The organism is Mycolicibacterium moriokaense, assembly GCF_010726085.1.
Classification (GTDB): Bacteria; Actinomycetota; Actinomycetes; order Mycobacteriales; family Mycobacteriaceae; genus Mycobacterium; species Mycobacterium moriokaense.
On sequence record NZ_AP022560.1, the window covers coordinates 433,201 to 454,636 of the forward strand.

The 21,436-nt window shown below is 68.8% G+C and carries 16 protein-coding genes; 11 read left to right on the plus strand and 5 right to left on the minus strand.

Features of this window, described 5'->3' with window-relative positions:
• Positions 1-19: 19 nt before the first annotated feature.
• Genes G6N43_RS02015 through G6N43_RS02025 form a run of 3 tightly spaced genes read left to right on the plus strand, consistent with a single transcriptional unit; the run spans position 20 to position 3,046 of the window.
• The gene (locus tag G6N43_RS02015; RefSeq protein WP_083151671.1) at positions 20-1,801 is read left to right on the plus strand and encodes an ABC transporter substrate-binding protein/permease; all 1,782 of its coding nucleotides are present in this window, start codon (positions 20-22) and stop codon (positions 1,799-1,801) included.
• Positions 1,801-2,541, plus strand: coding sequence for an amino acid ABC transporter ATP-binding protein (locus G6N43_RS02020; protein ID WP_083151668.1), 741 nt, complete (start codon positions 1,801-1,803; stop codon positions 2,539-2,541). Before G6N43_RS02015 ends, G6N43_RS02020 begins: the two co-directional genes overlap by 1 nt.
• Positions 2,542-2,599: 58 nt before the next feature.
• On the plus strand, positions 2,600-3,046 hold the full coding sequence (locus G6N43_RS02025) for a MarR family winged helix-turn-helix transcriptional regulator (protein ID WP_083151666.1): 447 nt from the start codon (positions 2,600-2,602) through the stop codon (positions 3,044-3,046).
• A 9-nt stretch (positions 3,047-3,055) separates the two neighbouring features.
• Here G6N43_RS02025 and ggh read toward each other — a convergent pair whose 3' ends face one another.
• Positions 3,056-4,396: a glucosylglycerate hydrolase gene (gene ggh, locus G6N43_RS02030; protein WP_083151663.1), complete on the minus strand. Its 1,341-nt coding sequence runs from the start codon at positions 4,394-4,396 to the stop codon at positions 3,056-3,058.
• Between the two features lie 53 nt (positions 4,397-4,449).
• Between ggh and G6N43_RS02035 the strand changes: the two genes are divergently transcribed.
• Positions 4,450-5,115, plus strand: a complete 666-nt coding sequence (locus G6N43_RS02035; RefSeq protein WP_083151661.1) for an SDR family oxidoreductase — start codon at positions 4,450-4,452, stop codon at positions 5,113-5,115.
• 54 nt (positions 5,116-5,169) lie between these two features.
• Here the strand turns inward: G6N43_RS02035 and leuS are convergent, their stop codons facing one another.
• Complete coding sequence (gene leuS, locus G6N43_RS02040; RefSeq protein WP_083151659.1) at positions 5,170-8,019, minus strand: leucine--tRNA ligase; 2,850 nt, start codon at positions 8,017-8,019, stop codon at positions 5,170-5,172.
• A gap of 182 nt (positions 8,020-8,201) precedes the next feature.
• Here leuS and G6N43_RS02045 point away from each other — a divergent pair, with 182 nt between their 5' ends.
• Together G6N43_RS02045 and G6N43_RS02050 are read left to right on the plus strand one after the other, a co-directional pair.
• Positions 8,202-9,218: an LpqN/LpqT family lipoprotein gene (locus G6N43_RS02045; RefSeq protein ID WP_083152009.1), complete on the plus strand. Its 1,017-nt coding sequence runs from the start codon at positions 8,202-8,204 to the stop codon at positions 9,216-9,218.
• Between the two features lie 81 nt (positions 9,219-9,299).
• Entirely contained in the window at positions 9,300-9,656 is a 357-nt protein-coding gene (locus G6N43_RS02050; RefSeq protein WP_083151657.1) for a hypothetical protein, read from the plus strand.
• A gap of 2 nt (positions 9,657-9,658) precedes the next feature.
• On the opposite strand, the gene G6N43_RS02055 is transcribed toward G6N43_RS02050, so the two are convergent.
• Positions 9,659-10,264: a YqgE/AlgH family protein gene (locus G6N43_RS02055; RefSeq protein ID WP_083151655.1), complete on the minus strand. Its 606-nt coding sequence runs from the start codon at positions 10,262-10,264 to the stop codon at positions 9,659-9,661.
• A 120-nt stretch (positions 10,265-10,384) separates the two neighbouring features.
• Between G6N43_RS02055 and G6N43_RS02060 the strand changes: the two genes are divergently transcribed.
• Together G6N43_RS02060 and G6N43_RS02065 are read left to right on the plus strand one after the other, a co-directional pair.
• Positions 10,385-11,689 carry an MFS transporter gene (locus G6N43_RS02060; RefSeq protein ID WP_083151653.1) on the plus strand — a complete coding sequence of 435 codons (1,305 nt, stop codon included), beginning with the start codon at positions 10,385-10,387 and terminating at the stop codon, positions 11,687-11,689.
• Between the two features lie 10 nt (positions 11,690-11,699).
• Positions 11,700-12,479, plus strand: a complete 780-nt coding sequence (locus tag G6N43_RS02065; protein ID WP_083152006.1) for a TIGR03084 family metal-binding protein — start codon at positions 11,700-11,702, stop codon at positions 12,477-12,479.
• Between the two features lie 3 nt (positions 12,480-12,482).
• Here the strand turns inward: G6N43_RS02065 and G6N43_RS02070 are convergent, their stop codons facing one another.
• Complete coding sequence (locus G6N43_RS02070; protein WP_083151651.1) at positions 12,483-12,977, minus strand: pullulanase; 495 nt, start codon at positions 12,975-12,977, stop codon at positions 12,483-12,485.
• Positions 12,978-12,983: 6 nt separating this feature from the next.
• Positions 12,984-14,432, minus strand: a complete 1,449-nt coding sequence (locus tag G6N43_RS02075; protein ID WP_083151648.1) for a CCA tRNA nucleotidyltransferase — start codon at positions 14,430-14,432, stop codon at positions 12,984-12,986.
• A gap of 85 nt (positions 14,433-14,517) precedes the next feature.
• On the opposite strand from G6N43_RS02075, the gene G6N43_RS02080 reads away from it, so the two are divergent.
• The 3 genes from G6N43_RS02080 to murJ are packed head-to-tail and all read left to right on the plus strand — an operon-like array spanning position 14,518 to position 21,430.
• Positions 14,518-15,300 (plus strand): NUDIX hydrolase, encoded by a 783-nt coding sequence (locus G6N43_RS02080; protein ID WP_083151645.1) that lies wholly within the window; start codon positions 14,518-14,520, stop codon positions 15,298-15,300.
• Between the two features lie 59 nt (positions 15,301-15,359).
• Complete coding sequence (locus tag G6N43_RS02085) at positions 15,360-17,723, plus strand: DUF6049 family protein (RefSeq protein ID WP_110810387.1); 2,364 nt, start codon at positions 15,360-15,362, stop codon at positions 17,721-17,723.
• Complete coding sequence (gene murJ / locus G6N43_RS02090) at positions 17,720-21,430, plus strand: murein biosynthesis integral membrane protein MurJ (RefSeq protein WP_083151643.1); 3,711 nt, start codon at positions 17,720-17,722, stop codon at positions 21,428-21,430. Before G6N43_RS02085 ends, murJ begins: the two co-directional genes overlap by 4 nt.
• Positions 21,431-21,436: the final 6 nt, after the last annotated feature.

The following is a 21,436-nucleotide window of genomic DNA, read 5'->3' on the forward strand; positions in this document are numbered from 1 at the left end:
CGGTGGTTACCTTGCTTGAATGATCTCGCTCCCCCGCCTCTGTAGAGCGTTCGTCGTCGCGCTGATCGTCGCCGTGATCGGCGGAATGGGACTGGCGTCGCCCGCGGCCGCCCAGGTCGACCAGTGCGCGCCACCCGGCATCGGGAGCGCCAGCGCCCTGCCGACCAACCTGGCCAAGGCGGCGACCGGGCCCGGCGCCGACAAGTACACGACGGCGACGGTCAAACCGCTCGACAGCATCGACATCAATGCGCTCGGGCTCATCACACCGGGGACGCTGACCGTCGGCACGCTGTCCGACGCTCCGCCGAGCATCTGCATCAACACCGCGGGACAGTTCACCGGTTTCGACAACGAACTGCTGCGCGCGATTGCCGAGCGGCTCGGGCTGCGGATCAACTTCGTCGGCACCGAGTTCTCGGGTCTGCTGGCGCAGGTGGCGTCGCGGCGCTTCGACGTCGGGTCGTCGTCGATCACCACCACCGACGCCCGTCGCAAAACGGTCGGGTTCACCAACGGCTACGACTTCGGCTACTTCTCGCTCGTGGTCCCGACGGGATCCCCCATCAAAGGTTTCGGCGACCTCGCGCCCGGCCAGCGCATCGGCGTCGTCCAGGGCACCGTGCAGGAGTCGTATGTGATCGACACGCTGCATTTGCAACCGGTGAAGTTCCCCGACTACAACACCGTCTACGCCAGCCTCAAGACCCGCCAGATCGACGCATGGGTGGCGCCGTCGCAGCAGGCGTCGGGCACCGTACAGCCCGGCGATCCCGCGCAGATCATCGAAAACACCTTCAGCTTGGACAATTTCGTGGCGTGGGCGGTCGCGAAGGAGAACCAGCCGCTGATCGACGCGCTGAACTCCGGCCTCGACGCGATCATCGCCGACGGCACCTGGGCGCGGCTGTACACCGAGTGGGTGCCCCGCGCGTTGCCGCCGGGATGGAAACCGGGGTCGAAGGCCGCGCCGCTGCCGCAGCTGCCCGACTTCGACGCGATCGCCGCCGAGCACCAGGGCGAGACGCCTGCCGCGGCCGCGCCCAAGTCGACGCTGTCGTATCTCAAGGACGCGTTCCTCAACTGGGATCTCTACAAGCAGGCGATCCCCGATCTACTCAAGACCGGCCTGCCAAACACGCTGCTGCTCACCGCCAGCGCGGCGGTGATCGGGTTGGTTCTCGGGATGGCGCTGGCGGTCGCGGGCATCTCGCGGCACCGGTGGCTGCGCTGGCCTGCGCGCGTCTACACCGACATCTTCCGCGGCCTTCCCGAAGTCGTGATCATCCTGCTGATCGGGCTCGGCATCGGTCCAGTCGTCGGCGGGCTGACAGGCAACAACCCCTACCCGCTCGGCATCGCGGCACTCGGGCTGATGGCGGCCGCCTACGTGGGCGAGATCTTCCGGTCGGGCATCCAGAGCGTCGATCCAGGACAGCTGGAAGCCTCACGCGCACTCGGCTTTTCGTACACGACATCGATGCAGCTGGTGGTGGTACCGCAGGGTGTGCGGCGTGTGTTGCCCGCGTTGATGAACCAGTTCATCTCGCTGTTGAAGGCCTCGTCGCTGGTGTACTTCCTCGGGTTGGTGGCCAACCAACGTGAGCTGTTCCAGGTCGGCCGTGACCTCAACGCACAGACCGGCAACCTGTCGCCGCTCGTCGCGGCGGGCTTGCTCTACCTCGTACTGACCGTGCCGCTGACGCATCTGGTCAACTACATCGACAACCGGCTGCGCCGCGGACGCCCACCGGGCCAGGAGGATCCGCTCGAGCTGTCGACTTCTCAGGAGATGATCTGATGACCACCGCAGTCGAACCGGTCTCGTTGAGCGCCACGGGTATTCACCTGTCGTTCGGACCCAACTCGGTGTTGAACGGGGTGGATCTGGACGTGCCCGCGGGCACCACAGCGGCGGTGATCGGGCCGTCGGGGTCGGGGAAGTCGACGTTGTTGCGGACGCTGAACCGGTTGTACGAGCCCGACAGCGGCGACATTCTGCTCGACGGGCGCTCGGTGCTTGCCGACAATCCGGACAAGTTGCGGCAGCGCATCGGGATGGTGTTCCAACACTTCAACCTCTTCCCGCACCGCAGCGTGCTGGACAACGTGACGCTGGCGCCACGACGGCTCCGGCGGTTGGGTGCCGACGAGGCGCGCGAGCTCGGGTTGGCACAACTGGACCGGGTCGGGCTCCGGCATAAGGCCGACGTGCGCCCGACGACGTTATCGGGTGGTCAGCAGCAGCGGGTGGCGATCGCGCGGGCCCTGGCGATGGCGCCGCAGGTGATGTTCTTCGACGAGGCCACCTCCGCGCTGGACCCCGAACTCGTGAAAGGCATCCTCGCGCTGATCGCCGACCTCGGTGCCGACGGGATGACGATGGTCGTCGTCACCCACGAAATGGGCTTCGCCCGGGAGACCGCCGACGCGGTCGTCTTCATGGATCACGGCAAGGTCGTCGAAACCGGAGCACCCGAGCAGATCTTCGAGGCGGCCGAGACCGACCGCTTGAAGCGTTTCCTTTCGCAAGTACTCTGAAGGTTTACGAGCTCGTCACACAACTTGGCATGCTCAGACAGGTTAGACTGCCGAAATTATGGTGGAGACCGAACCGCAGGTCGCTGAGCTGGCCGGAGAGCTGCAGCGTGTGCTCTCCCGGGTGTTCTCTGTGCTCCGCCGCAGCGACCCGAGCCGGGACGCCGCCGCCGGCGATCTCACGCTCGCTCAGCTGTCGATTCTGCTGACCCTGCTGGAGCAGGGTCCGATCCGGATGACCGAACTGGCCGCCCACGAACGTGTGCGTACGCCTACGACGACGGTGGCCATCCGCCGGCTGGAGAAACTGGGGCTGGTCAAACGCTCCCGCGATCCCTCCGACCTGCGCGCCGTGCTCGTCGACATCACCCCTGAGGGCCTGGCTCAGCACCAGGAAGCGCTCGCGAATCGGCGCGCGTTTCTGGCCACGCTGCTCAAGAAGCTCGAACCCGACGATCTCGAAACGCTGAGCAAGGCGCTTGGCCCGCTCGAGCGCCTCGCCGAATAGCAGGTGTCCTCAGCCCAACCAGTCCAGCACCGCCGCCGCGGTCCATGACTGCTGCATGCTGCCCAACGGTTCGCCGGTGAAGGGTTCGTAGTATTCGGCGAAGGTTCCGTCGCTGACCTGCCGCAGACCTTCGAGTCGCAGAATCGACGAGCGTTCGGCCCAGCCGCGACGGGCAAAACACCACGAGAACAGCCAGGTGGTCACGGGCCACACCGGACCGCGCCAGTACTCACGCGGGCGGAAGTCGCGCGACACCGGCGACGTGGTGGGGATGAGTGCGAACCTCAGGTCCGGATGTCCGCAGAACCGCGGCCCCTCCAGCAGGCGCAGCAGGGCGCGTTCCTTGTCGTGGGGCAGCCCGCCGCAGAGCAACGGTGCGAACTGCGCCACGGTCTCGGTGGCCACCCACTTCTCCGCACGTACGTCGTAATCCCTTGCGGCACCGTTGCGTTCGTCGGTGGTCTCGACGACGCCCGCGCGGAAGCGTTCAGCCCAGCTGTACAGGTCCCGCACGTCGGCCCGTGGCCGCTTGTAGTCCTCGCCGATCTCGGCGAGGACGTCACAGGCGACGGAGAGGATCGCGGAGACGAAGACATCCTCGACGGCGAAGCTCATCACCTTGGGCAGCAGTTCGTCGTCGTAGCGGGCCGATTTCATCTCCTCGAGCAGCCACAGGTAGCGGTCGTATTCGAGGTCCGACGGGCGCTGGCTGGCGTCGGTGACGATGGCGTTGTCCTCGCGCTGGTATTCCGGAAGCCGGCCCGGCACGACGTTGGCGTATGCGCTGTCCCAGCGCGGCGAGTTGTCCATACCGGACTCCCAGCCGTGGTACAGCGTGACCCGGCCGCGCTCGCGCGGGTCGCGGGCCTCGGCGAGCCAGCGGTGCCAGCGGACCAGATCGCCCCACCGACGGTCGAGGAACGCCTCGGCGACAGCACGCGTCGACCGTCCGCGGCGGCGCGCGTGGTCGAGGATGCGCTGCACCGCAATAGCGTGCACCGGCGGCTGGGTGATCCCGGACGTGTGCCGGTTGCGCGGGGCGTTGGCGGCCAGCGCCGACGTCGCCCACCGGGCCGGACCGGGGAAGTAGCCGTCGACGCCGTTGGCGAAGACGATGTGCGGAATCATGCCGTTGGCCCATTGCGCCGACAGCAGGGTGTCGAGCTCGACGACGGCGCGTTCGACGCTCAGCGGCGCCAGGCCGATCGCGACGAACGCGGCGTCCCAGCTCCACATATGCGGGTACAGCAGCGGTGCCGCGGTGGTCATGGTGCCCAGGTCGTTGCCGCGCAGGAGGTACGCAGCGCGGGCGGAGAGCTGCGTCGGGGCGAAGCTGGAATCGTGGGCCATCGCCTCAATGATGCGACGGGTCGGCTCGGGTTGCAGGTCGGTAGGGTGACGACATGCCGACGGCGATGATCACCGGGGCCTCTCGCGGCCTCGGAGCAGCCATCGCGGCGGCGCTGGCACCGACCCACACTCTGTTCCTTGCGGGGCGGCCGTCGGCCGAGCTCGATGCGGTCGCCGAGCAGTTCGGCGCCACCACCTGGCCGATGGATTTCGGCGATCCCGACGCCATCGAGGCGGTCGTCGAGCCGATCGACGAACTCGACGTGCTGATCCACAACGCGGGTGTGGCGTATCCCGCGACCGTCCCCGAATCGACGGTCGACGAGTGGCGCGCCACCCTGGCCGTGAATGTCATTGGCCCCGTAGCGCTTACGCTGCCGCTGCTACCAGCGTTGCGCGCCGTCGGCGGCCACGTCGTCTTCGTGAACTCCGGCGCGGGGATCAACGCCTCGCCCGGCCTGGCGTCGTACACCGCGAGCAAGTTCGCGCTGCGCGGGTTCGCGGACTCCCTTCGCAACGATGAGCCGTCGCTACGCGTGACGTCGGTGCATCCGGGCAGGATCGCCACCGAGATGCAGGAGAGCCTGATCGCCTATGAGGGCCGCGAGTACACGCCCGAGAAATTCCTCAGCCCGGAGACCGTCGCCAAGGTCATCGCCGACGCGGTCAACGCCCCCCGCGACGCCCATATCCACGAAATCATCGTCCGCCCCCGGTGATTTGTGTGCGTTTAGGAGCGGTGAGCGCTCTCGAACGCACACAAATCGCGGGAATCAGGCGACGATGTTGACCAATCGGCCCGCCACCACGATCACCTTCTTCGGCGTGGCGCCGTTCAGAAACTCCTGCACCTTGGCGTCGGCCAGCGCCGCGGCCTCCAACGCGTCGGCATCGGCGTCGGCGGCCACGGTGATGCGCCCGCGCACCTTGCCGTTGACCTGCACCGGCAACTCGACAGTGTCCTCGACGAGATACTGCGGGTCGGCCACCGGGAACGGCCCGTGCGCCAGCGACGACTCGTGGCCAAGTCGCCGCCACAGCTCCTCGGCCAGATGCGGCGCCAGCGGCGCGACCATCAACACCAGCGGCTCCAACGCCGCCCGCGCCGTGACCCCGTTCTTCGTCAGGTGGTTGGTGTACTCGATCAGCTTGGCCGCCGCGGTGTTGTTGCGCAGGTTCGCGTAGTCGTCGGTGACACCCGCGATCGTGCGGTGCAGCAGCCGCAGGGTGTCCTCGTCCAAGGCCTCGTGTTCGGCGACGCGTTCGGCGCCGGTCTGCTCGTCGACCACGAGTCGCCACACCCGCTGCAGGAAGCGATACGCGCCGACGACGTCCTTGGTCGCCCACGGCCGCGACGCATCCAGCGGACCCATCGACATCTCGTACACCCGCAGCGTGTCCGCGCCGTAGTTGTCGCAGATCTCGTCGGGGGACACCGAGTTCTTCAGGCTCTTGCCGATCTTGCCGAACTCCTGCGACACCTCGATCTCACCGTCGGGTCCGGTCCAGAAGAATTTGGCGTCGCGCTCAACGACTTCCGCGGCGGGCACGTACGCGCCGCGGGAATCGGTGTACGCGAACGCCTGGATGTAGCCCTGGTTCACCAGTCGGCGGAACGGCTCCTTCGAGCTGACGTGGCCGAGGTCGTATAGCACCTTGTGCCAGAACCGCGCGTACAGCAGGTGCAGCACGGCGTGCTCGACACCGCCGACGTACAGGTCGACGCCACCGGGGTCGTTCGGCCCGTGCTCGGCCGGCCGCGGACCCATCCAGTACGCCTCGTTCTCCTTGGCGCACAGCTCTTCTTTGTTGTATGGGTCGGCGTAGCGCAACTCGTACCAGGAGCTGCCCGCCCACTGCGGCATCACGTTGGTATCGCGGGTGTAGGGCTTGAGGCCGTCACCGAGATCCAGTTCGACATGGACCCAGTCGGTGGCCTTGCCCAGCGGCGGCGACGGCTCGCTGTCGGCGTCGTCGGGATCGAGTTTCGCCGGCTCATAGTCCGGAATATCAGGCAGCTCAACGGGAAGCGCCGACTCGGGCAACGGGTGCGCGCGGCCGCTGGCGTCGTAGACGATTGGGAACGGCTCGCCCCAGTACCGTTGCCGCGCGAACAACCAGTCCCGCAGCTTGTACTCGACGCGGGCCTGCCCACGGCCGTCGGCGATCAACCGATTGGTGATCGCCTCCTTCGCCGATGCGACGGACAGGCCGTTGAGGTAGTCCGAGTTGACCAGCTCACCGTCGCCGGGATACGCCTCGGCCGAAACATCGCCGCCCGCAATCACTTCGACGATCGGCAGCCCGAACTCGTGGGCGAACTCCCAGTCGCGCTGATCGTGCGCAGGCACCGCCATGATGGCCCCGGTGCCGTAGCCCAGCAGCACGTAGTCCGCGATGAACACCGGAATCCGTTGACCGTTGGCGGGATTCGTCGCATACGCGCCGAGGAAGACGCCGGTCTTGGACTTGTTCTCCTGACGCTCCAGATCGGACTTGGCCGCGACGGAGGCGCGGTAGGCGGCGACGGCCTCCGCGGGGGTCGCCGCACCGAAAGTCCAGCGCGCGTCGACGTCGGCCGGCCATTGGTCGGCGACCAGCGCGTCGACCAGTTCATGCTCGGGCGCCAGCACCATGTACGTTGCGCCGAATAACGTATCGGGCCTGGTGGTGAAGACTTCGATATCGCCGGCGTCGGTGCCGAAAAGGACCGACGCGCCCGTCGAGCGGCCGATCCAGTTGCGCTGCATGGTCTTGACCTTCTCCGGCCAATCCAGCACCTCGAGATCGTCCAGCAGCCGGTCGGCATACGCGGTGATGCGCATCATCCACTGCCGCAACCGCTTCCGGAACACCGGGAAGTTGCCACGTTCGCTGCGGCCTTCGGAGGTGACCTCCTCGTTGGCCAGCACGGTGCCCAGGCCTGGACACCAGTTGACCATCGAGTCAGCCCGGTACACGAGGCGGTAAGAGTCGATGACGTCAGCGCGCTCGTCTGCCGACAGGTCGGCCCATCGCCTGCCGTCGTCGAGTGTCCTGCTGCCGGAGTCGAATTCGGCGATCAGCTCGGAGATCGGCCTGGCCTTGTTGGCCGCCGGGTCGAACCACGCGTTGTAGATCTGCAGGAAGATCCACTGCGTCCACTTGTAGAAGTCGACGTCGGTGGTGGCGAAGCTGCGCCGCGCATCATGGCCGAATCCGAGCCGGCCCAGCTGCCTGCGGAAGTTGACGATATTCGCCTCGGTCCGGATCCGCGGATGCGTGCCGGTCTGGATCGCGTACTGCTCGGCGGGCAGACCGAAGGCGTCGAAGCCCAACGCGTGCAACACATTGCGTCCGGTCATCCGGTAGTAGCGCGCGTAGACGTCGGTGGCGATGTAGCCGAGCGGATGGCCGACGTGCAAGCCCTCCCCCGACGGGTACGGGAACATGTCCAGCACGAACATCTTGTCGACGGGCACCGGGCCTCCGTCGGGCGCCGCCAACGAGCCCACCGGGTTCGGCACGTAAAACGTCCCCGAGTCGGCCCAGCGCTGCTGCCAGGCGCGCTCGATCTGCCCCGCAAGCGCCGCGGTATAGCGGTGCTGCGGGACGTCGGTACCGGCGTCAGGCGAGTCAGTCACGTGAACAGGGTATAAGCCCGCCGATCGGGGCCCACCGGCCACAGGTTGGTCACGGTGCTGTCACCAGCCGGTCAGGGCTTGGTTCCAGGTCGATTCCAGGCCTAGTGACCATGAGTTCGCCCTGGATACAGTCGGCGCCTGACCAAATGGCTGCCGACTTCCAGTGGAAAGGACCGACGTCGATGACCGTCACCGCCCGGCGCTCGAGGACCCTGGCCACCGGTGTGGCCGCCGCCGTCGTCGGTGTCCTCGGCCTCTCCGCCACTCCCGCCGCGGCCCAGCCCTCGCAGCCCCTCCCTCCACAACCGAGTCCGTCGGTGGTGTCGCAGAGCGCGGCGACCGCCGGAACCGCCCTCACCCCGGCGGTGCCCAACGCCGCACTGGCCGCCCCGACGACCGCCGACACCACCCTCACGGCACCCCAAGCCGCCACCGCAGCGACGGCGCCGGCGGCAGCCGCACAGGGCGGCATCTCCACACCGCAGGTCGCCGCACCGGCAGTCGTGCCGATCACCCCGGCAACGTCGGGCACGCTGACCGACTTCTTCCACGAGAAGGGCGTGACCCTCGAGCCGCAGAACAGTGCCGACTTCAAGGCGCTCAACATCGTGCTGCCGATGCCGCGCGGATGGGCCCACATTCCGGACCCGAACGTCGCCGACGCGTTCGTCGTGATCGCCGACCGGGTGGGCGGCAACGGCCTGTACTCGTCGAACGCACAGGTGGTGGTCTACAAGCTGATCGGCGAGTTCGATCCGCGCGAGGCCATCAGCCACGGCTTCGTCGACGCCCAGCAACTGCCCGCATGGCGGACCACCGGCGGATCCATGGGCGAGGTCGGCGGCATGCCGATGTCGACCATCGAGGGCACCTACCGCGAGAACAACATGACGCTGAACACATCGCGGCGCCACATCATCGCGACCGCGGGCCCGGACAAGTACCTGGTGTCGCTCGCCGTGACCACCAGCGTCGACCAGGTCGTCGCCGCGGCCGAGGCCACCGATGCGATCGTGCGCGGCTTCAAGGTCAACGTCCCCGGGGCCACTCCCCCGGCCACCGCGCCTGCCGCCCCGCAGGCCACGCCCCAGGTCCCGCAAGCGACCCATGGCCAACACACACCAACCGGACAGCCCGCGACTGTGGCTCCTAGCGCGCTGAACACCGCGGTCCAGTCGACCAACGGGCTATCCGGATAAGGGCCTGTCCCCCCGGGCGAAGCCTGGCGCCCGGGGGGACGCCCAATAATCCAGCCACGGCGGCCTCGTATCCTTTGGCCCATGTTCATCGTCGCGGTGCTGTGCTGGTGTGCCGCGGCCGCGCTCACGGGCCTGGGCGTGCGGCTGTTACTCCGGCGTCGGCCGGAGGATCCGGCTCAGTCGGTGCTGCGCGGAGTCGCTCCCACTCAGCTGGCCGCCGCAGCCATGCTCGCGGCCGCGGGCACGGTAGCGCTGTCCAGTCGCCCCGACACCGCGCTGGTTGTGGTGGTCGTCTGCGTCATCGGCGCCGTGAGCACCGTCGCTGCCGGGTGTTGGCAGGCGGCGAAGGTGCTCGCCGGAACGCAAGGAACAGAGAGCCCCTCAGAAGCCGAAGCGTGTGGCGGCACCTGTGCGACGTGCACGCTGTCCTGTAGCTGAAGTCAGTTGCGGCTGATGTCGATCGGGTGTGTGGCGAGCAGCGACGTCGGCAGCGGCTGACGGCGCAGCACCTTGGCCCATAGGTCGCTGCGGGAGTCGGCCAGCACGTCAGAAGGCAACGCGGACAACACAATCCAGTCGTCGCGTTCGATCTCGCCGTCCAACTGACCGATGGTCCACCCCGAGTAGCCGGCGAAGATCCGCACTCCTTCGACCACCGGCGCGATGGCGTCGGGATCGGCGTCCAGATCCACCATCGCTATGCGGCCCTGCACATGTCGCAGGCCGGGCAGGCCGGCGGGATCGACCCCGACCCGCAGAGTCGCCAGACACAGTGCGGCGTCGCGTTTGACGGGACCGCCGATGAACATGGTCTTCGGTTTGGTGGCTAGCTTCGCCCATTGCGGAAGCACGTTGTATACCGCGGTTTCGCTGGGCCGGTTCAGCACCACACCGAGCGTTCCGCCGTCGTTGTGCTCGACGATGTAGATGACGCTGCGCCGGAACGTCGGCTCCAGAAGATCGGTGTTGGCGAGCAGCAGCGTGCCCGCTCGCACCCGGTGTTTCGCGGGCGCGATGAAGTCCTCGGGATCCTCTGAGTGCGCCACGTCACCATCATGGCATCAGCAACCAGCCAACGTGGCGAACAAGCGCGGCTCGCCGGGATATTTGTACTGTGGGTCGGGCTTTTCAATCAGCCCGACAGAGAACCAACAGGACGGATTGCTGTGGCTGACGCGCGTGCGCCGATCGCCTGGTGGCAGTCAGTCCGTGAGCTGTGGCGGTCGGTACGCGCACTGCCCGAATTTCAACGGCTGCTCGAGCTGCGACTGGTCAGTCAGTTCGGTGACGGACTGTTCGCCGCGGGCCTCGCGGGTGGGCTGCTGTTCAGCACCGAGCGCGCGGCAACGCCGTGGGCGATCGCGGGTTCGTTCGCCGTCCTCTACCTGCCGTACTCACTGCTCGGCCCGTTCGCAGGCGCGCTGCTGGACCGGTGGGACCGGCGCCTGGTGCTCATCGGCGCGAACACCGGCCGGCTGCTGATGGTGCTCGTCGTCGCGTCGCTGCTCGCGGTCAGCGCCCACGATCTGGCCATCCTGGTCGCCGCGTTGATCGTCAACGGGTTCACCCGCTTCGTCTCCTCGGGTCTGTCGGCGGCACTGCCACACGTGGTGCCCCGCGAGCAGGTCGTCACCATGAACTCGATCGCGACCGCGACGGGCGGCGCCGCCGCGTTTCTCGGCGCCATCTTCATGCTCGTGCCGCGGTGGCTGTTCGGGGCCGACGACATCGGGGCCGCGTCGATCATCTTCCTCGTCGCGGTCCCGGTCGCCCTCGCGCTGTGGCTGTCGTGGCGCTTCTCACCGCACCTTCTCGGTCCGGACGACAGCGTGCGCGCCGTGCACGGCTCCGTCGTGTATGCCGTGGCCACTGGTTGGATGCACGGCGCCCGCACGGTCATGGCGGTGCCGACGGTCGCCGCGACGCTGACCGGCCTCGCGACCCACCGCATGGCGCTCGGCATCAACAGCCTGCTGGTGCTCGTGCTCGTCCGGCACACCGATGCGCCAGACGTCGCCGGGCTCGGGACCACTGCGGTGTTCTTCGCGGCCGTGGGCACCGGGCAGTTCCTGGCCGCCGCCCTCATGCCGGTGGCCGTCGCCCGGTGGGGCCGCTACGCCACGGTCAACGGGTCGCTTGCGCTCGCGGCGGCTATTCAGCTCGCCGGGGTCGGCCTGCAACTCCCGGTGATGCTGGTCTGCGGATTTCTGCTCGGGCTGGTCGGCCAGGTGGTCAAACTGTGCGCCGACAGCGCCATGCAGTTGGACGTCGACGACGCGCTGCGCGGTCACGTCTTCACGGTGCAGGACGCGTTGTTCTGGATTTCGTTCATCGCTGCGGTGACGGCCGCGGCCGCGGTGATCCCGCCCGGCGGTCATCAGCCCGGACTCGTCGTCGCCGGATCGGCGGTCTACCTGCTCGGCCTGGCCGCACACGCCGCGCTCGGCCGTCGGGCCCGGCCCGCGGGCTAAGGTGACCGGCATGGCTGGTGCAGAGCCGATGGTCGCCGATCTGCGGGCTGAAAGCGATGAACTCGACGCGCTGGTGGCCGATCTTCCCGCCGAACGCTGGGCCGAGCAGACGCCGTCACCGGGATGGACGATCGCCCATCAGATCGCGCACCTGTTGTGGACCGACCGCGTGGCGCTGACGGCGGTCACCGACGAATCCGCGTTCGCGGCGCTGCTCGAAGAGGCTGCCAAGGATCCCAACGGCTTCGTCGACGCGGGTGCCGAAGAACTCGCCGCGCTCCCGCCCGCCGAACTGCTCGCCGACTGGCGCAGTACCCGCAACCGGCTGCATGACGAGCTTCTGACGGTGGCCGACGGCCGCAAGCTGCCGTGGTTCGGTCCGCCGATGAGCGCCGCGTCCATGGCCACCGCTCGCCTGATGGAGACGTGGGCGCACGGCCTCGACGTGGCGGACGCGCTCGGCGTCGAGCGGCCCGCCACATCGCGGCTGCGGTCGATCGCACACATCGGGGTGCGCACGCGAGACTTCGCCTTCAACGTCAACGGCCTTGCGCCACCGGCGGATCCGTTCCTCGTCCAGTTACGCGCACCCGACGGGTCGACGTGGTCCTGGGGCCCGGAGGATGCGGCGCAACGGGTCACCGGGTCGGCGCTGGACTTCTGCATGCTGGTCACCCAACGCAGGCCGCTCTCGAAGCTGGACGTGACGGCCATCGGCGAGGACGCCGAGCGGTGGCTCGGCATCGCGCAGGCGTTCGCCGGTCCGCCGGGCGCGGGCCGGTCAGCTTGAGCGTCACAACTCGTCGGCGCCGTCCGCCTTGCCGTCGGCGTCGCGGTCGCTCAACTTGATGTCCCACCGACCGTCGGCGTCAGTGTCGACGTAGGCCTCCTCCCCGCTCACCGCGCGATCGGCCAGCCCGTCGGCGTCGACATCGAGAAGCCGGTCGTCGGCCTGGCCGTCCGCGTCGACGTCCACCACCACCCCACCGCTGTGTTCGACGCCGTCGAGGCCGAACCATCGCAGCAGACCCGCCCGGTCCAGGCACACCGCCCACGTGCCGGTGCCGTCATCGGTGAAGTACGCCGCGCCGGTACCGAGGGCGAAGTCGCGGACGAGGTGGTCGGCGACGCCGTCGGCGTCCAGGTCGGCCATCGCGTCGTCGAGCAGGCCGTCATGGTCGAAATCCAGACCGGCCGCCTCGAACGCGCCGTCGCCGTTCAAGTCGAGATCGGGCGCCGCCGTCCACATCGAAGCCGAACCGTCGCCGTCCCCGAGGCAGTACTCCATGCCCGTTCAGACGCTGCGCTCACCCCGCGCGTTCCACCACTTCTTCAACTCGTCGACGGCCTCGTCGTGCGACAGCGGACCGCGGTCGAGGCGCAGTTCCTTCAAATACCGCCACGCCTCACCGACCTGAGGTCCGGCCGGAATGCCGAGGATCTTCATGATCTCGTTGCCGTCCAGATCTGGCCGCACACGCGCCAGATCCTCCTTGGCGGCCAGTTCGGCGATGCGGTGCTCGAGGTCGTCGTAGGCGGCCTGCAGGCGGGCGGCGCGGCGCTTGTTGCGGGTCGTGCAGTCGGCGCGCACCAGCTTGTGCAGCTTCGGCAGCAGCGGGCCGGCGTCGGTGACGTAGCGGCGCACGGCCGAATCCGTCCACCGGCCGTCGCCGTAACCGTGGAACCGCAGGTGCAGGTACACCAGCTGCGAGACGTCGTCGATCATCTGCTTGGAGTACTTCAGCGCGCGCATCCGCTTGCGCACCATCTTCGCGCCGACGACCTCGTGGTGGTGGAAGCTGACGCCGCCGTCGGGCTCGTGCTTACGGGTCGCGGGCTTGCCGATGTCGTGCAGCAGCGCCGCCCACCGCAGCACCAGATCCGGGCCCTCATCCTCGAGGTCGATCGCCTGGCGCAGCACCGTCAACGAATGCCAGTAGACGTCCTTGTGCTGATGGTGCTCGTCGATGGCCATCCGCATGGCGCCCACCTCCGGCAGCACGACATCGCCGAGGCCGGTCTGCACCATCAGGTCGATGCCCGCGACCGGATCCGCTCCGAGCAGCAGCTTGTCCAACTCTGCGGCCACCCGTTCCTTGGATATCCGCTCCAGCTGCGGCGCCATCTCGACCAGAGCCGCCACCACTCGCGGCGCCACGGTGAAGCCCAGCTGCGAGACGAACCGCGCCGCCCGCAACATCCGCAGCGGATCGTCGCCGAACGACGTCTCCGGCGCGGCGGGAGTGTCCAGTGTCTTGGCGCGCACCGCCGCCAACCCGCCGAGCGGATCGTGGAACTCACCCGGTCCATCGGCGGTGATGCGCACCGCCATCGCGTTCGAGGTGAAATCTCGGCGCACCAGATCGTCGTCAAGGCGATCGCCGAACCGCACCTCCGGATTGCGCGACACCTGGTCGTATGTGTCGGCGCGGAACGTCGTGATCTCCAACCGGTGACCGGACTTGCCGACACCGACCGTCCCGAACTCGATGCCCATGTCCCACAGCGCCTCGGCCCATCCGCTCAGAAACTTCTGCATCTGCTCGGGGCGTGCGTCGGTGGTGAAGTCGAGGTCGGCGCCCAGCCGGCCCAGCAGGGCGTCGCGCACGCTGCCGCCGACGAGGAACAGTTCGTGGCCCGCATCAGCGAACACCCGTCCCACATCGCGCAGAACGTCGCCGTGCCGATTCAGCGCCACCTGCGCCGCGGCAAGCAGTTCTGCGTCAGCAGCGGATCCGGCCACGTTCGGACAGCCTAATGTGCAACGGCTCCATCACGACCGGTGAGTGCGGCGGGAACGAAACTTCGTGGCAGCTACTATCGCTTGGGTGTCGGACGGCGAACAGGCCAAGCCCCGACGGCGCCGCGGGCGTCGTCGCGGCCGACGCGCGGCAGGTCCCCCGGACGGCGGTGCCCCACAGTCCGGCGCCACCCCGAACGCCCACAACAACGCCGCCGTCCCCAACGCGTCGGACCAGCCCACTCCGCGCCCCAAACCCCAGAAGACCCGCCCGCGTCGCCCACCGGACCGCCTTCGCACCGTGCACGAGACGTCGGCCGGAGGCCTGGTCATCGACGGGATCGACGGGCCCAAAGACAACCAGGTGGCGGCGCTGATCGGCCGCACCGACCGCCGCGGCCGCATGCTCTGGTCGCTGCCCAAGGGCCATATCGAGCTCGGTGAAACTGCAGAACAGACCGCGATCCGCGAGGTCGCCGAGGAAACCGGCATCCAGGGCGCCGTGCTCGCCGCACTAGGCAGCATCGACTACTGGTTCGTCACCGAGGGGCGGCGCGTGCACAAGACCGTGCACCATTACCTGATGCGCTTCCTCGACGGTGAGCTCTCCGACGAGGACCTCGAGGTCAGCGAGGTCGCCTGGGTGCCGCTGAAGGAGCTGCCCTCGCGGTTGGCCTATGCCGACGAACGGCGGCTCGCCGAGGTCGCCGGTGAGCTGATCGACAAACTGCACGCGGACGGGCCCGCTGCATTACCGCCGCTCCCCCGGACCTCGCCACGGCGGCGGGCCCAGACGCACTCGCACACCCGCAACCGTCGTCCCGATGAAAAGACAACTCGGCGGACGAACGGCTGCGGCCAAGGGCCGTGATCACCGCGGGGTCGCGCCTGTCTGCTGCGGCAGTCGCGCGCCTGATTCTCGTGATCGGGATGTCGGCGCTGTTCACGCTTCCATTGGCGAACCCGCGCACAGCCGCCGGGCAGCCGGGCGTCACCCCGTTTCTGACGGTGCACATCGATCGGATCACCCCCGATGTCGTCACCACGACCAGCGACCCGATCGTCACCGTCGCCGGCACCGTGCAGAACGTCGGTGACCGGCCCGTCCGCGACGTCATGGTGCGCCTCGAGGACACCGGTGCTGTGACGTCGTCGGCAGGGCTGCGGACCAACCTCACGGGCAACGTCGACCAGTTCGAACCCGTCGCCCAATTCATCACTCTCGCACCGGAATTGGAGCGCGGCGACGCTGTGCCGTTCGTGCTGTCCTACCCGATGCGCTCCGAGCGGGACCCGTCGCTGGGCATCGAGGAACCCGGCGTCTACCCGTTGATGGTCAACGTCAATGGCACTCCCGACTACGGCGAACCGGCCCGTCTCGACGACGCCCGCTTCCTGCTGCCGGTGCTCGGCGTCCCGCCCGATCCGGACTCCGACGAGAGCGACGCCGTGACGGCGGTCGTCCCGCCGGACACGTCCAAACCGGTCGGCCTGACCGTCGTGTGGCCGATCGCCGACAAGCCGCGGCTGGCCGCAGGGGCACCGGGCGGCACCACACCCGTCCGGCTCATCGACGACGACCTCGCGACCTCCCTGGCCGCGGGCGGACGGCTGGACAGCCTGTTGTCGGCCGTCGAGTTCGCGACGGGCCCGCAGGTCGATCCCGACGGGCACGTCCGAGAGGCGACGTGTCTAGCCGTCGACCCCGACCTGCTCGTCACCGTCAACGCGATGACGGGCGGCTACGTCGTCAACGACGGACCCGACGCCGGGCCGGGCACGCCGACGCACCCCGGCGCCGGACAGGACGCCGCGGTGGCGTGGCTCAATCGCCTGAGGGCGCTCGCCAAGCAGATGTGCGTGGTGTCGACCACCTACGCCCAGGCCGACCTCGATGCGTTGCACCGCGTCGGTGACCCCGGTCTGTCCGGCATCGCCGTCAAGGGCGCCGGCGACATCGTCGACCAAATCCTCGGCGTCGCATCGGTGCGCGGCGTCAACCTGATCGGCGACGGCCCCCTGACCGGGTCGGCGGTGCAGCTGCTGTCCCAACAAGGGCAGACGGTCGCGATCGGCGCCGCCGAGGTGACGGCGGACTCCGAGTCCGACGGGTCCGGCGCGACGCAGGGACCCGCGGACCTGCGGCCGGTGCGCTACACGCCCGACGTCGTCGCGGCGCCGTTCGACCCTGCGGTGGGGGCGGCGCTGGCCGGAGTGGGCACCGACCCGGTGTCGCCGTCGTACCTGGACCCGTCCCTGAACGTGCCGCTGCAGCACGCGTCGGAGGTGGCGCGCAGGCAGGACGCCATCGGCGCGCTGATGTGGCGGGCGCTGCGACCCGCCATCGAGCCCCGCACCGAGATCCTCATGCCGCCGTTGACGTGGAGTGCGCAGCCGGCCGATGCGCAGGCGGTGCTCACCGCGACGGCCACCATGATCAACGCCGGAATGGCACGGCCGCGGCCGCTCACCGAGGTGATCGCCGACGGCAATGCGGTTCCGCCACAACGTGTTGCGCCGCTGCCCGAGAACAACCTGGGTGATCCACGCGGGCGCTTCGACGACGCCGTCGTCTCCGGTATCGCCGCGGTGACGGGCCGGCTGTGGGGCCTGACCGTCGCGTTGACCACCGACGCGCGCACCGGCCTCACCGGATACGGCTACACCGCGCCGCTGCGAGAGGATGCGCTGCGCGCCTTGAGCCAGTCCGTACCACCGGATGCCCGCAACGGCCTTGCACAGCAACGGCTTACGACGGTCGGCCGCACGGTCGACGATCTCTTCAACGCCGTCACCATCGTCAACCCCGGCGGCTCCTACACGCTGGCGACCGAACGCAGCCCGCTGCCACTCGCACTGCGCAACGACCTGCCGGTGCCGATCCGGGTGCGGCTGGACGTCGACGCTCCCCCCGGCATGTCGGTCACGGACATGGGTGTCATCGAACTGCCGCCCGGCTTCCTGCCGCTGCGGGTGCCGATCGAGGTGCACTTCACCCAGCGCGTCGCCGTCGACGTCGCACTACGCACCGAGAACGGGTTGCCGCTCGGCGAGCCCGTGCGGTTGTCGGTGCACTCCAACGCCTACGGCAAGGTGCTTTTCTTCATCACCCTGACCGGCGGTGCGATCCTGGCGCTGCTGGTCGGCCGTCGGCTCTGGCATCGGTTCCGGGGCCAGCCCGACCGCGCGGACCTCGACCGGCCGGATCCGCTCGAGGTAGCGTTGCGCTTCGACGAGGACACCAGCGGCGCTCCGCTCACCCGGACCCCCGATACCGGTCCGGGCGAGAAATGAGCACCGCTGGGCGCCGCGCCCGCCCCGGAACACCCCCCGTGCGCGTCGATCTCGGCGGCCCGCTGCCGCCACCCCGACAATCCGCGCCGCCGCCGCGGCTGCCTCGCGGGCCTGCGCCGCGCCGTCGCGCCGGACGCCCCGAACTGTCGGACGCGGCCGTGGTGTCCCGCTCCTGGGGGATGGCGTTCGCGACGCTGATCAGCCGGCTGACCGGGTTCGCCCGAATCGTGCTGATCGCGACCATCCTGGGCGCCGCGCTGTCCAGTGCGTTCTCGGTGGCCTATCAACTCCCCAACCTGATCGCCGCGCTCGTCCTGGAGGCGACGTTCACCGCGATCTTCGTGCCGGTGCTCGCCCGCGCCGAACGCGACGACCCCGACGGCGGAACGGCATTCGTGCGCCGCCTGGTCACTCTCGCGACCACGCTGCTTCTGATCACCACCGCGCTGGCGGTGGCGTCGGCGCCGCTGCTGGTCGGGCTGATGCTCGGCGGCGACCCGCAGGTGAACCGCGATCTCACCACGGCATTCGCCTATCTGCTGTTACCGCAGGTGTTGTTCTACGGGCTGTCGTCGGTGTTCATGGCAATCCTGAACACCCGCAACGTGTTCGGGCCACCCGCGTGGGCGCCGGTGTGCAACAACGTCGTCGCCATTCTGACGCTGCTCCTCTATCTCGTTGTTCCCGGCGAACTTTCGGTGGACCCCGTGCGGATGGGCAACGCGAAGCTGCTCGTCCTCGGCATCGGTATGACGATGGGCACCGTGACGCAGGTCGTCGTCCTGCTCATTGCCTTGCGGCGCGAACGGGTCAGCCTGCGCCCCCTGTGGGGTATCGACGACCGCCTGAAGCAGTTCGGCACGATGGCCTCGGCGATGGTGCTCTACGTGCTGATCAGTCAGGTCGGCCTGATCATCGGTAACCGAATCGCCAGCGGTGCAGCGGCTTCCGGTCCGGCGATCTACAACTACACCTGGCTCGTGCTGATGCTGCCCTTCGGCATGATCGGCGTGACGGTGTTGACCGTGGTGATGCCGCGGCTCAGCCGCAACGCCGCCGCCAACGACAACCCCGCGGTGCTCGCCGACCTGTCACTGGCCACCCGGCTGACCATGGTGACCCTCATCCCTATCGTGGCGATGATGACCGTCGGTGGTCCCGCCATCGGCAGCGCGCTGTTCGCCTACGGGAACTTCGGCGACGTGGACGCCGGGTATCTCGGTATGGCGATCACGCTGTCGGCGTTCACGTTGATTCCGTATGCCCTTGTGCTGCTTCAACTTCGGGTGTTTTACGCCCGCGAACAGCCTTGGACGCCGATCGCGCTGATCGTGGTGATCACCACCGTCAAGATCGCGGCCTCCATCGCGGCGCCACACCTCACCGACGATCCCGACCTGGTCGCCGGCTATCTCGGCACGGCCAACGGCCTGGGTTTCCTCGCCGGGGCGATCGTCGGCTACTACCTGTTGCGCGCGAACCTCAACCCGCCGGCCGGACGACTGCTCAACCTGGAGGTGGTGCGCACCATCCTCGTCACCATCTGCGCATCGTTGATCGCCGGACTCGTCGCCCACGTCGTGGACAGGTTGCTCGGCGTGGAGTCGCTGACGACCAACTTCGGCGGCGGCGGGTCGTTGCTTCGCCTGTTGGTGCTCGGACTGATCATGGTGCCGATCATCGTCGGGGTCCTGCTCGGCGCGAAGGTGCCCGAGGCGCAGGCCGCGCTCGCCGCCGTCCGCCGTCGCCTGGGCAAGGGACAAAGGGTGCCCTCACCACCGACAACGCCGTCGGACCAGCCCCCAACGGGCAGGCCCCTCACGTACGCTCATCAAAGGAATTCGTCCGTGCCAGGGCGTCGGCCGGGCCCGCCGGTCGTGCGGCGCGGACCCCCGGCGCCGGTCGCCGGGGACCGGATACGGAAAGGACCAGCGGTGAGCGACGAATCCGCCAGCGCGACGCCGGGTCCGGACCACACCACCACCGCCAAGATCCCGCTGTCGCAGCGGACGGACGCACCGTCGGCCTCGGCGGACAGCTTCCAGCCCGACGTGCAGGAGCCGGCCGACCTCACCGAGACGTCGCGGATCTCGACCGAAGGGCCCAACGGCACCCCGACGCCGACGTCCGGGCGGCCGCCGTCCGACTACGGCGGGGACCCGACCCGCGAATCGCTGCCGTTCGACGTGCCCCGCGAACCACCAATCGAGGCCGCGACGTCCGACGAGGACGTCCACCTCATTCCGGGCGCCGTCATCGCCGGCGGCCGGTACCGGCTGCTGGTGTTCCACGGTGGCCCGTCGAACCTGCAGTTCTGGCAGGCGCTCGACACCGCGCTCGACCGCCAGGTGGCGTTGACGTTCGTCGATCCCGAAGCGACGCTGCCCGACGAGAAGGTGCAGGCGATCCTGTCGCGCACGCTCAAGCTGAGCCGGCTCGACATGCCCGGTGTCGCCCGCGTCCTCGACGTCGTCAACACCGGATCGGGTGGGCTGGTGGTGTCCGAGTGGATCCGCGGTGGTTCCCTCGCCGAGGTCGCCGACACCTCGCCGTCACCGGTCGGCGGCGCGCGGGCCATCCAGTCGCTGGCCGCCGCCGCGGAGGCCGCACACCGCAATGGTGTCGCGCTCTCGATCGATCACCCCAGCCGGGTGCGGGTGAGCATCGAGGGCGACGTCGCGTTGGCGTTCCCGGCGACGCTGCCGGAGGCCACCCCGGAGGACGACATCCGCGGCATCGGCGCCGCGCTGTACGCACTCCTCATCAACAGGTGGCCGCTGCCGGAATCCGGCGTGCGCAGCGGGTTGGCGCCCGCCGAACTCGATCCGGCAGGCCAGCCCGTCGAGCCGCGTTCCGTCGACCGTCAGATCCCGTTCCAGATCTCCGCGGCGGCCGCCCGCGCGGTGCAGGAGGGCGGCGGCATCCGCAGCGCGCCGACACTTCTGAACCTGTTGCAGCAGGCCACCGCGATCGCCGACCGCACCGAGCTCATCTCCCCCGTCGACGAACCCGAGGCGCCGGCTCCATCTCGGTTCCGTGACCGTCCCGCCGACGACGATCCGGAAGCCCTGGCCCGACGTCGCAAGGCGCTGTTCATCGGGCTCGGCATCGGGGCCGCGGTCATCATCCTGGCGCTGGTGCTGCTGGGCACCATCCTCAGTCGGATCTTCGGCGACGTCGGCGACGGTCTTGGCGGCGACGAACTCGGCCTCAACGCCCCAACCACGTCGGCGGAGGGGTCCAGTGACAATGCCGGCCAGATCGTGAAACCCACTTCGGCAACGGTCTTTTCGCCCGAGGGCGAGGCCGATGCGCCCAACGAGGCGAAGTTGGCCATCGACGCCAACCCGACGACCGTGTGGCCGATCGACACCTACAGCGATCCGGTGCCGTTCCCGAACTTCAAGAACGGTGTCGGCCTGATCCTGGCGCTGCCGAAGCCGACCAAGATCGGCGAGGTCACCGTGGACCTCAACAGCACCGGCACCGCGGTGGAGATCCGGTCGGCGAAGTCGCAGTCACCCGCCTCGCTGTCGGACACCACCCTGTTGAAGTCGGCCACCCCCTTGCAGCCGGGCAAGAACACCATCAAGGTCGACAGCGACGAGCCCACCTCCTACCTGCTGGTGTGGGTGTCCACCCTCGGCACCGTCGACGGCAAGAACCGCTCGGACATCGCCGAAATCACCGTCAGGGCCGCCGGGTAGCCGAAG

Coding starts and splice junctions, on each gene's coding strand:
- murJ (WP_083151643.1), top strand. CDS start 17,720: ATGAGCACCGCTGGGCGCCGCGCCCGCCCCGGAACACCCCCCGTGCGC.
- ggh (WP_083151663.1), bottom strand. CDS start 4,396: ATGGCCCACGATTCCAGCTTCGCCCCGACGCAGCTCTCCGCCCGCGCT.
- G6N43_RS02070 (WP_083151651.1), bottom strand. CDS start 12,977: ATGGAGTACTGCCTCGGGGACGGCGACGGTTCGGCTTCGATGTGGACG.
- G6N43_RS02045 (WP_083152009.1), top strand. CDS start 8,202: ATGACCGTCACCGCCCGGCGCTCGAGGACCCTGGCCACCGGTGTGGCC.
- G6N43_RS02035 (WP_083151661.1), top strand. CDS start 4,450: ATGCCGACGGCGATGATCACCGGGGCCTCTCGCGGCCTCGGAGCAGCC.
- G6N43_RS02020 (WP_083151668.1), top strand. CDS start 1,801: ATGACCACCGCAGTCGAACCGGTCTCGTTGAGCGCCACGGGTATTCAC.
- G6N43_RS02015 (WP_083151671.1), top strand. CDS start 20: ATGATCTCGCTCCCCCGCCTCTGTAGAGCGTTCGTCGTCGCGCTGATC.
- G6N43_RS02025 (WP_083151666.1), top strand. CDS start 2,600: ATGGTGGAGACCGAACCGCAGGTCGCTGAGCTGGCCGGAGAGCTGCAG.
- G6N43_RS02050 (WP_083151657.1), top strand. CDS start 9,300: ATGTTCATCGTCGCGGTGCTGTGCTGGTGTGCCGCGGCCGCGCTCACG.
- G6N43_RS02085 (WP_110810387.1), top strand. CDS start 15,360: ATGTCGGCGCTGTTCACGCTTCCATTGGCGAACCCGCGCACAGCCGCC.
- G6N43_RS02065 (WP_083152006.1), top strand. CDS start 11,700: ATGGCTGGTGCAGAGCCGATGGTCGCCGATCTGCGGGCTGAAAGCGAT.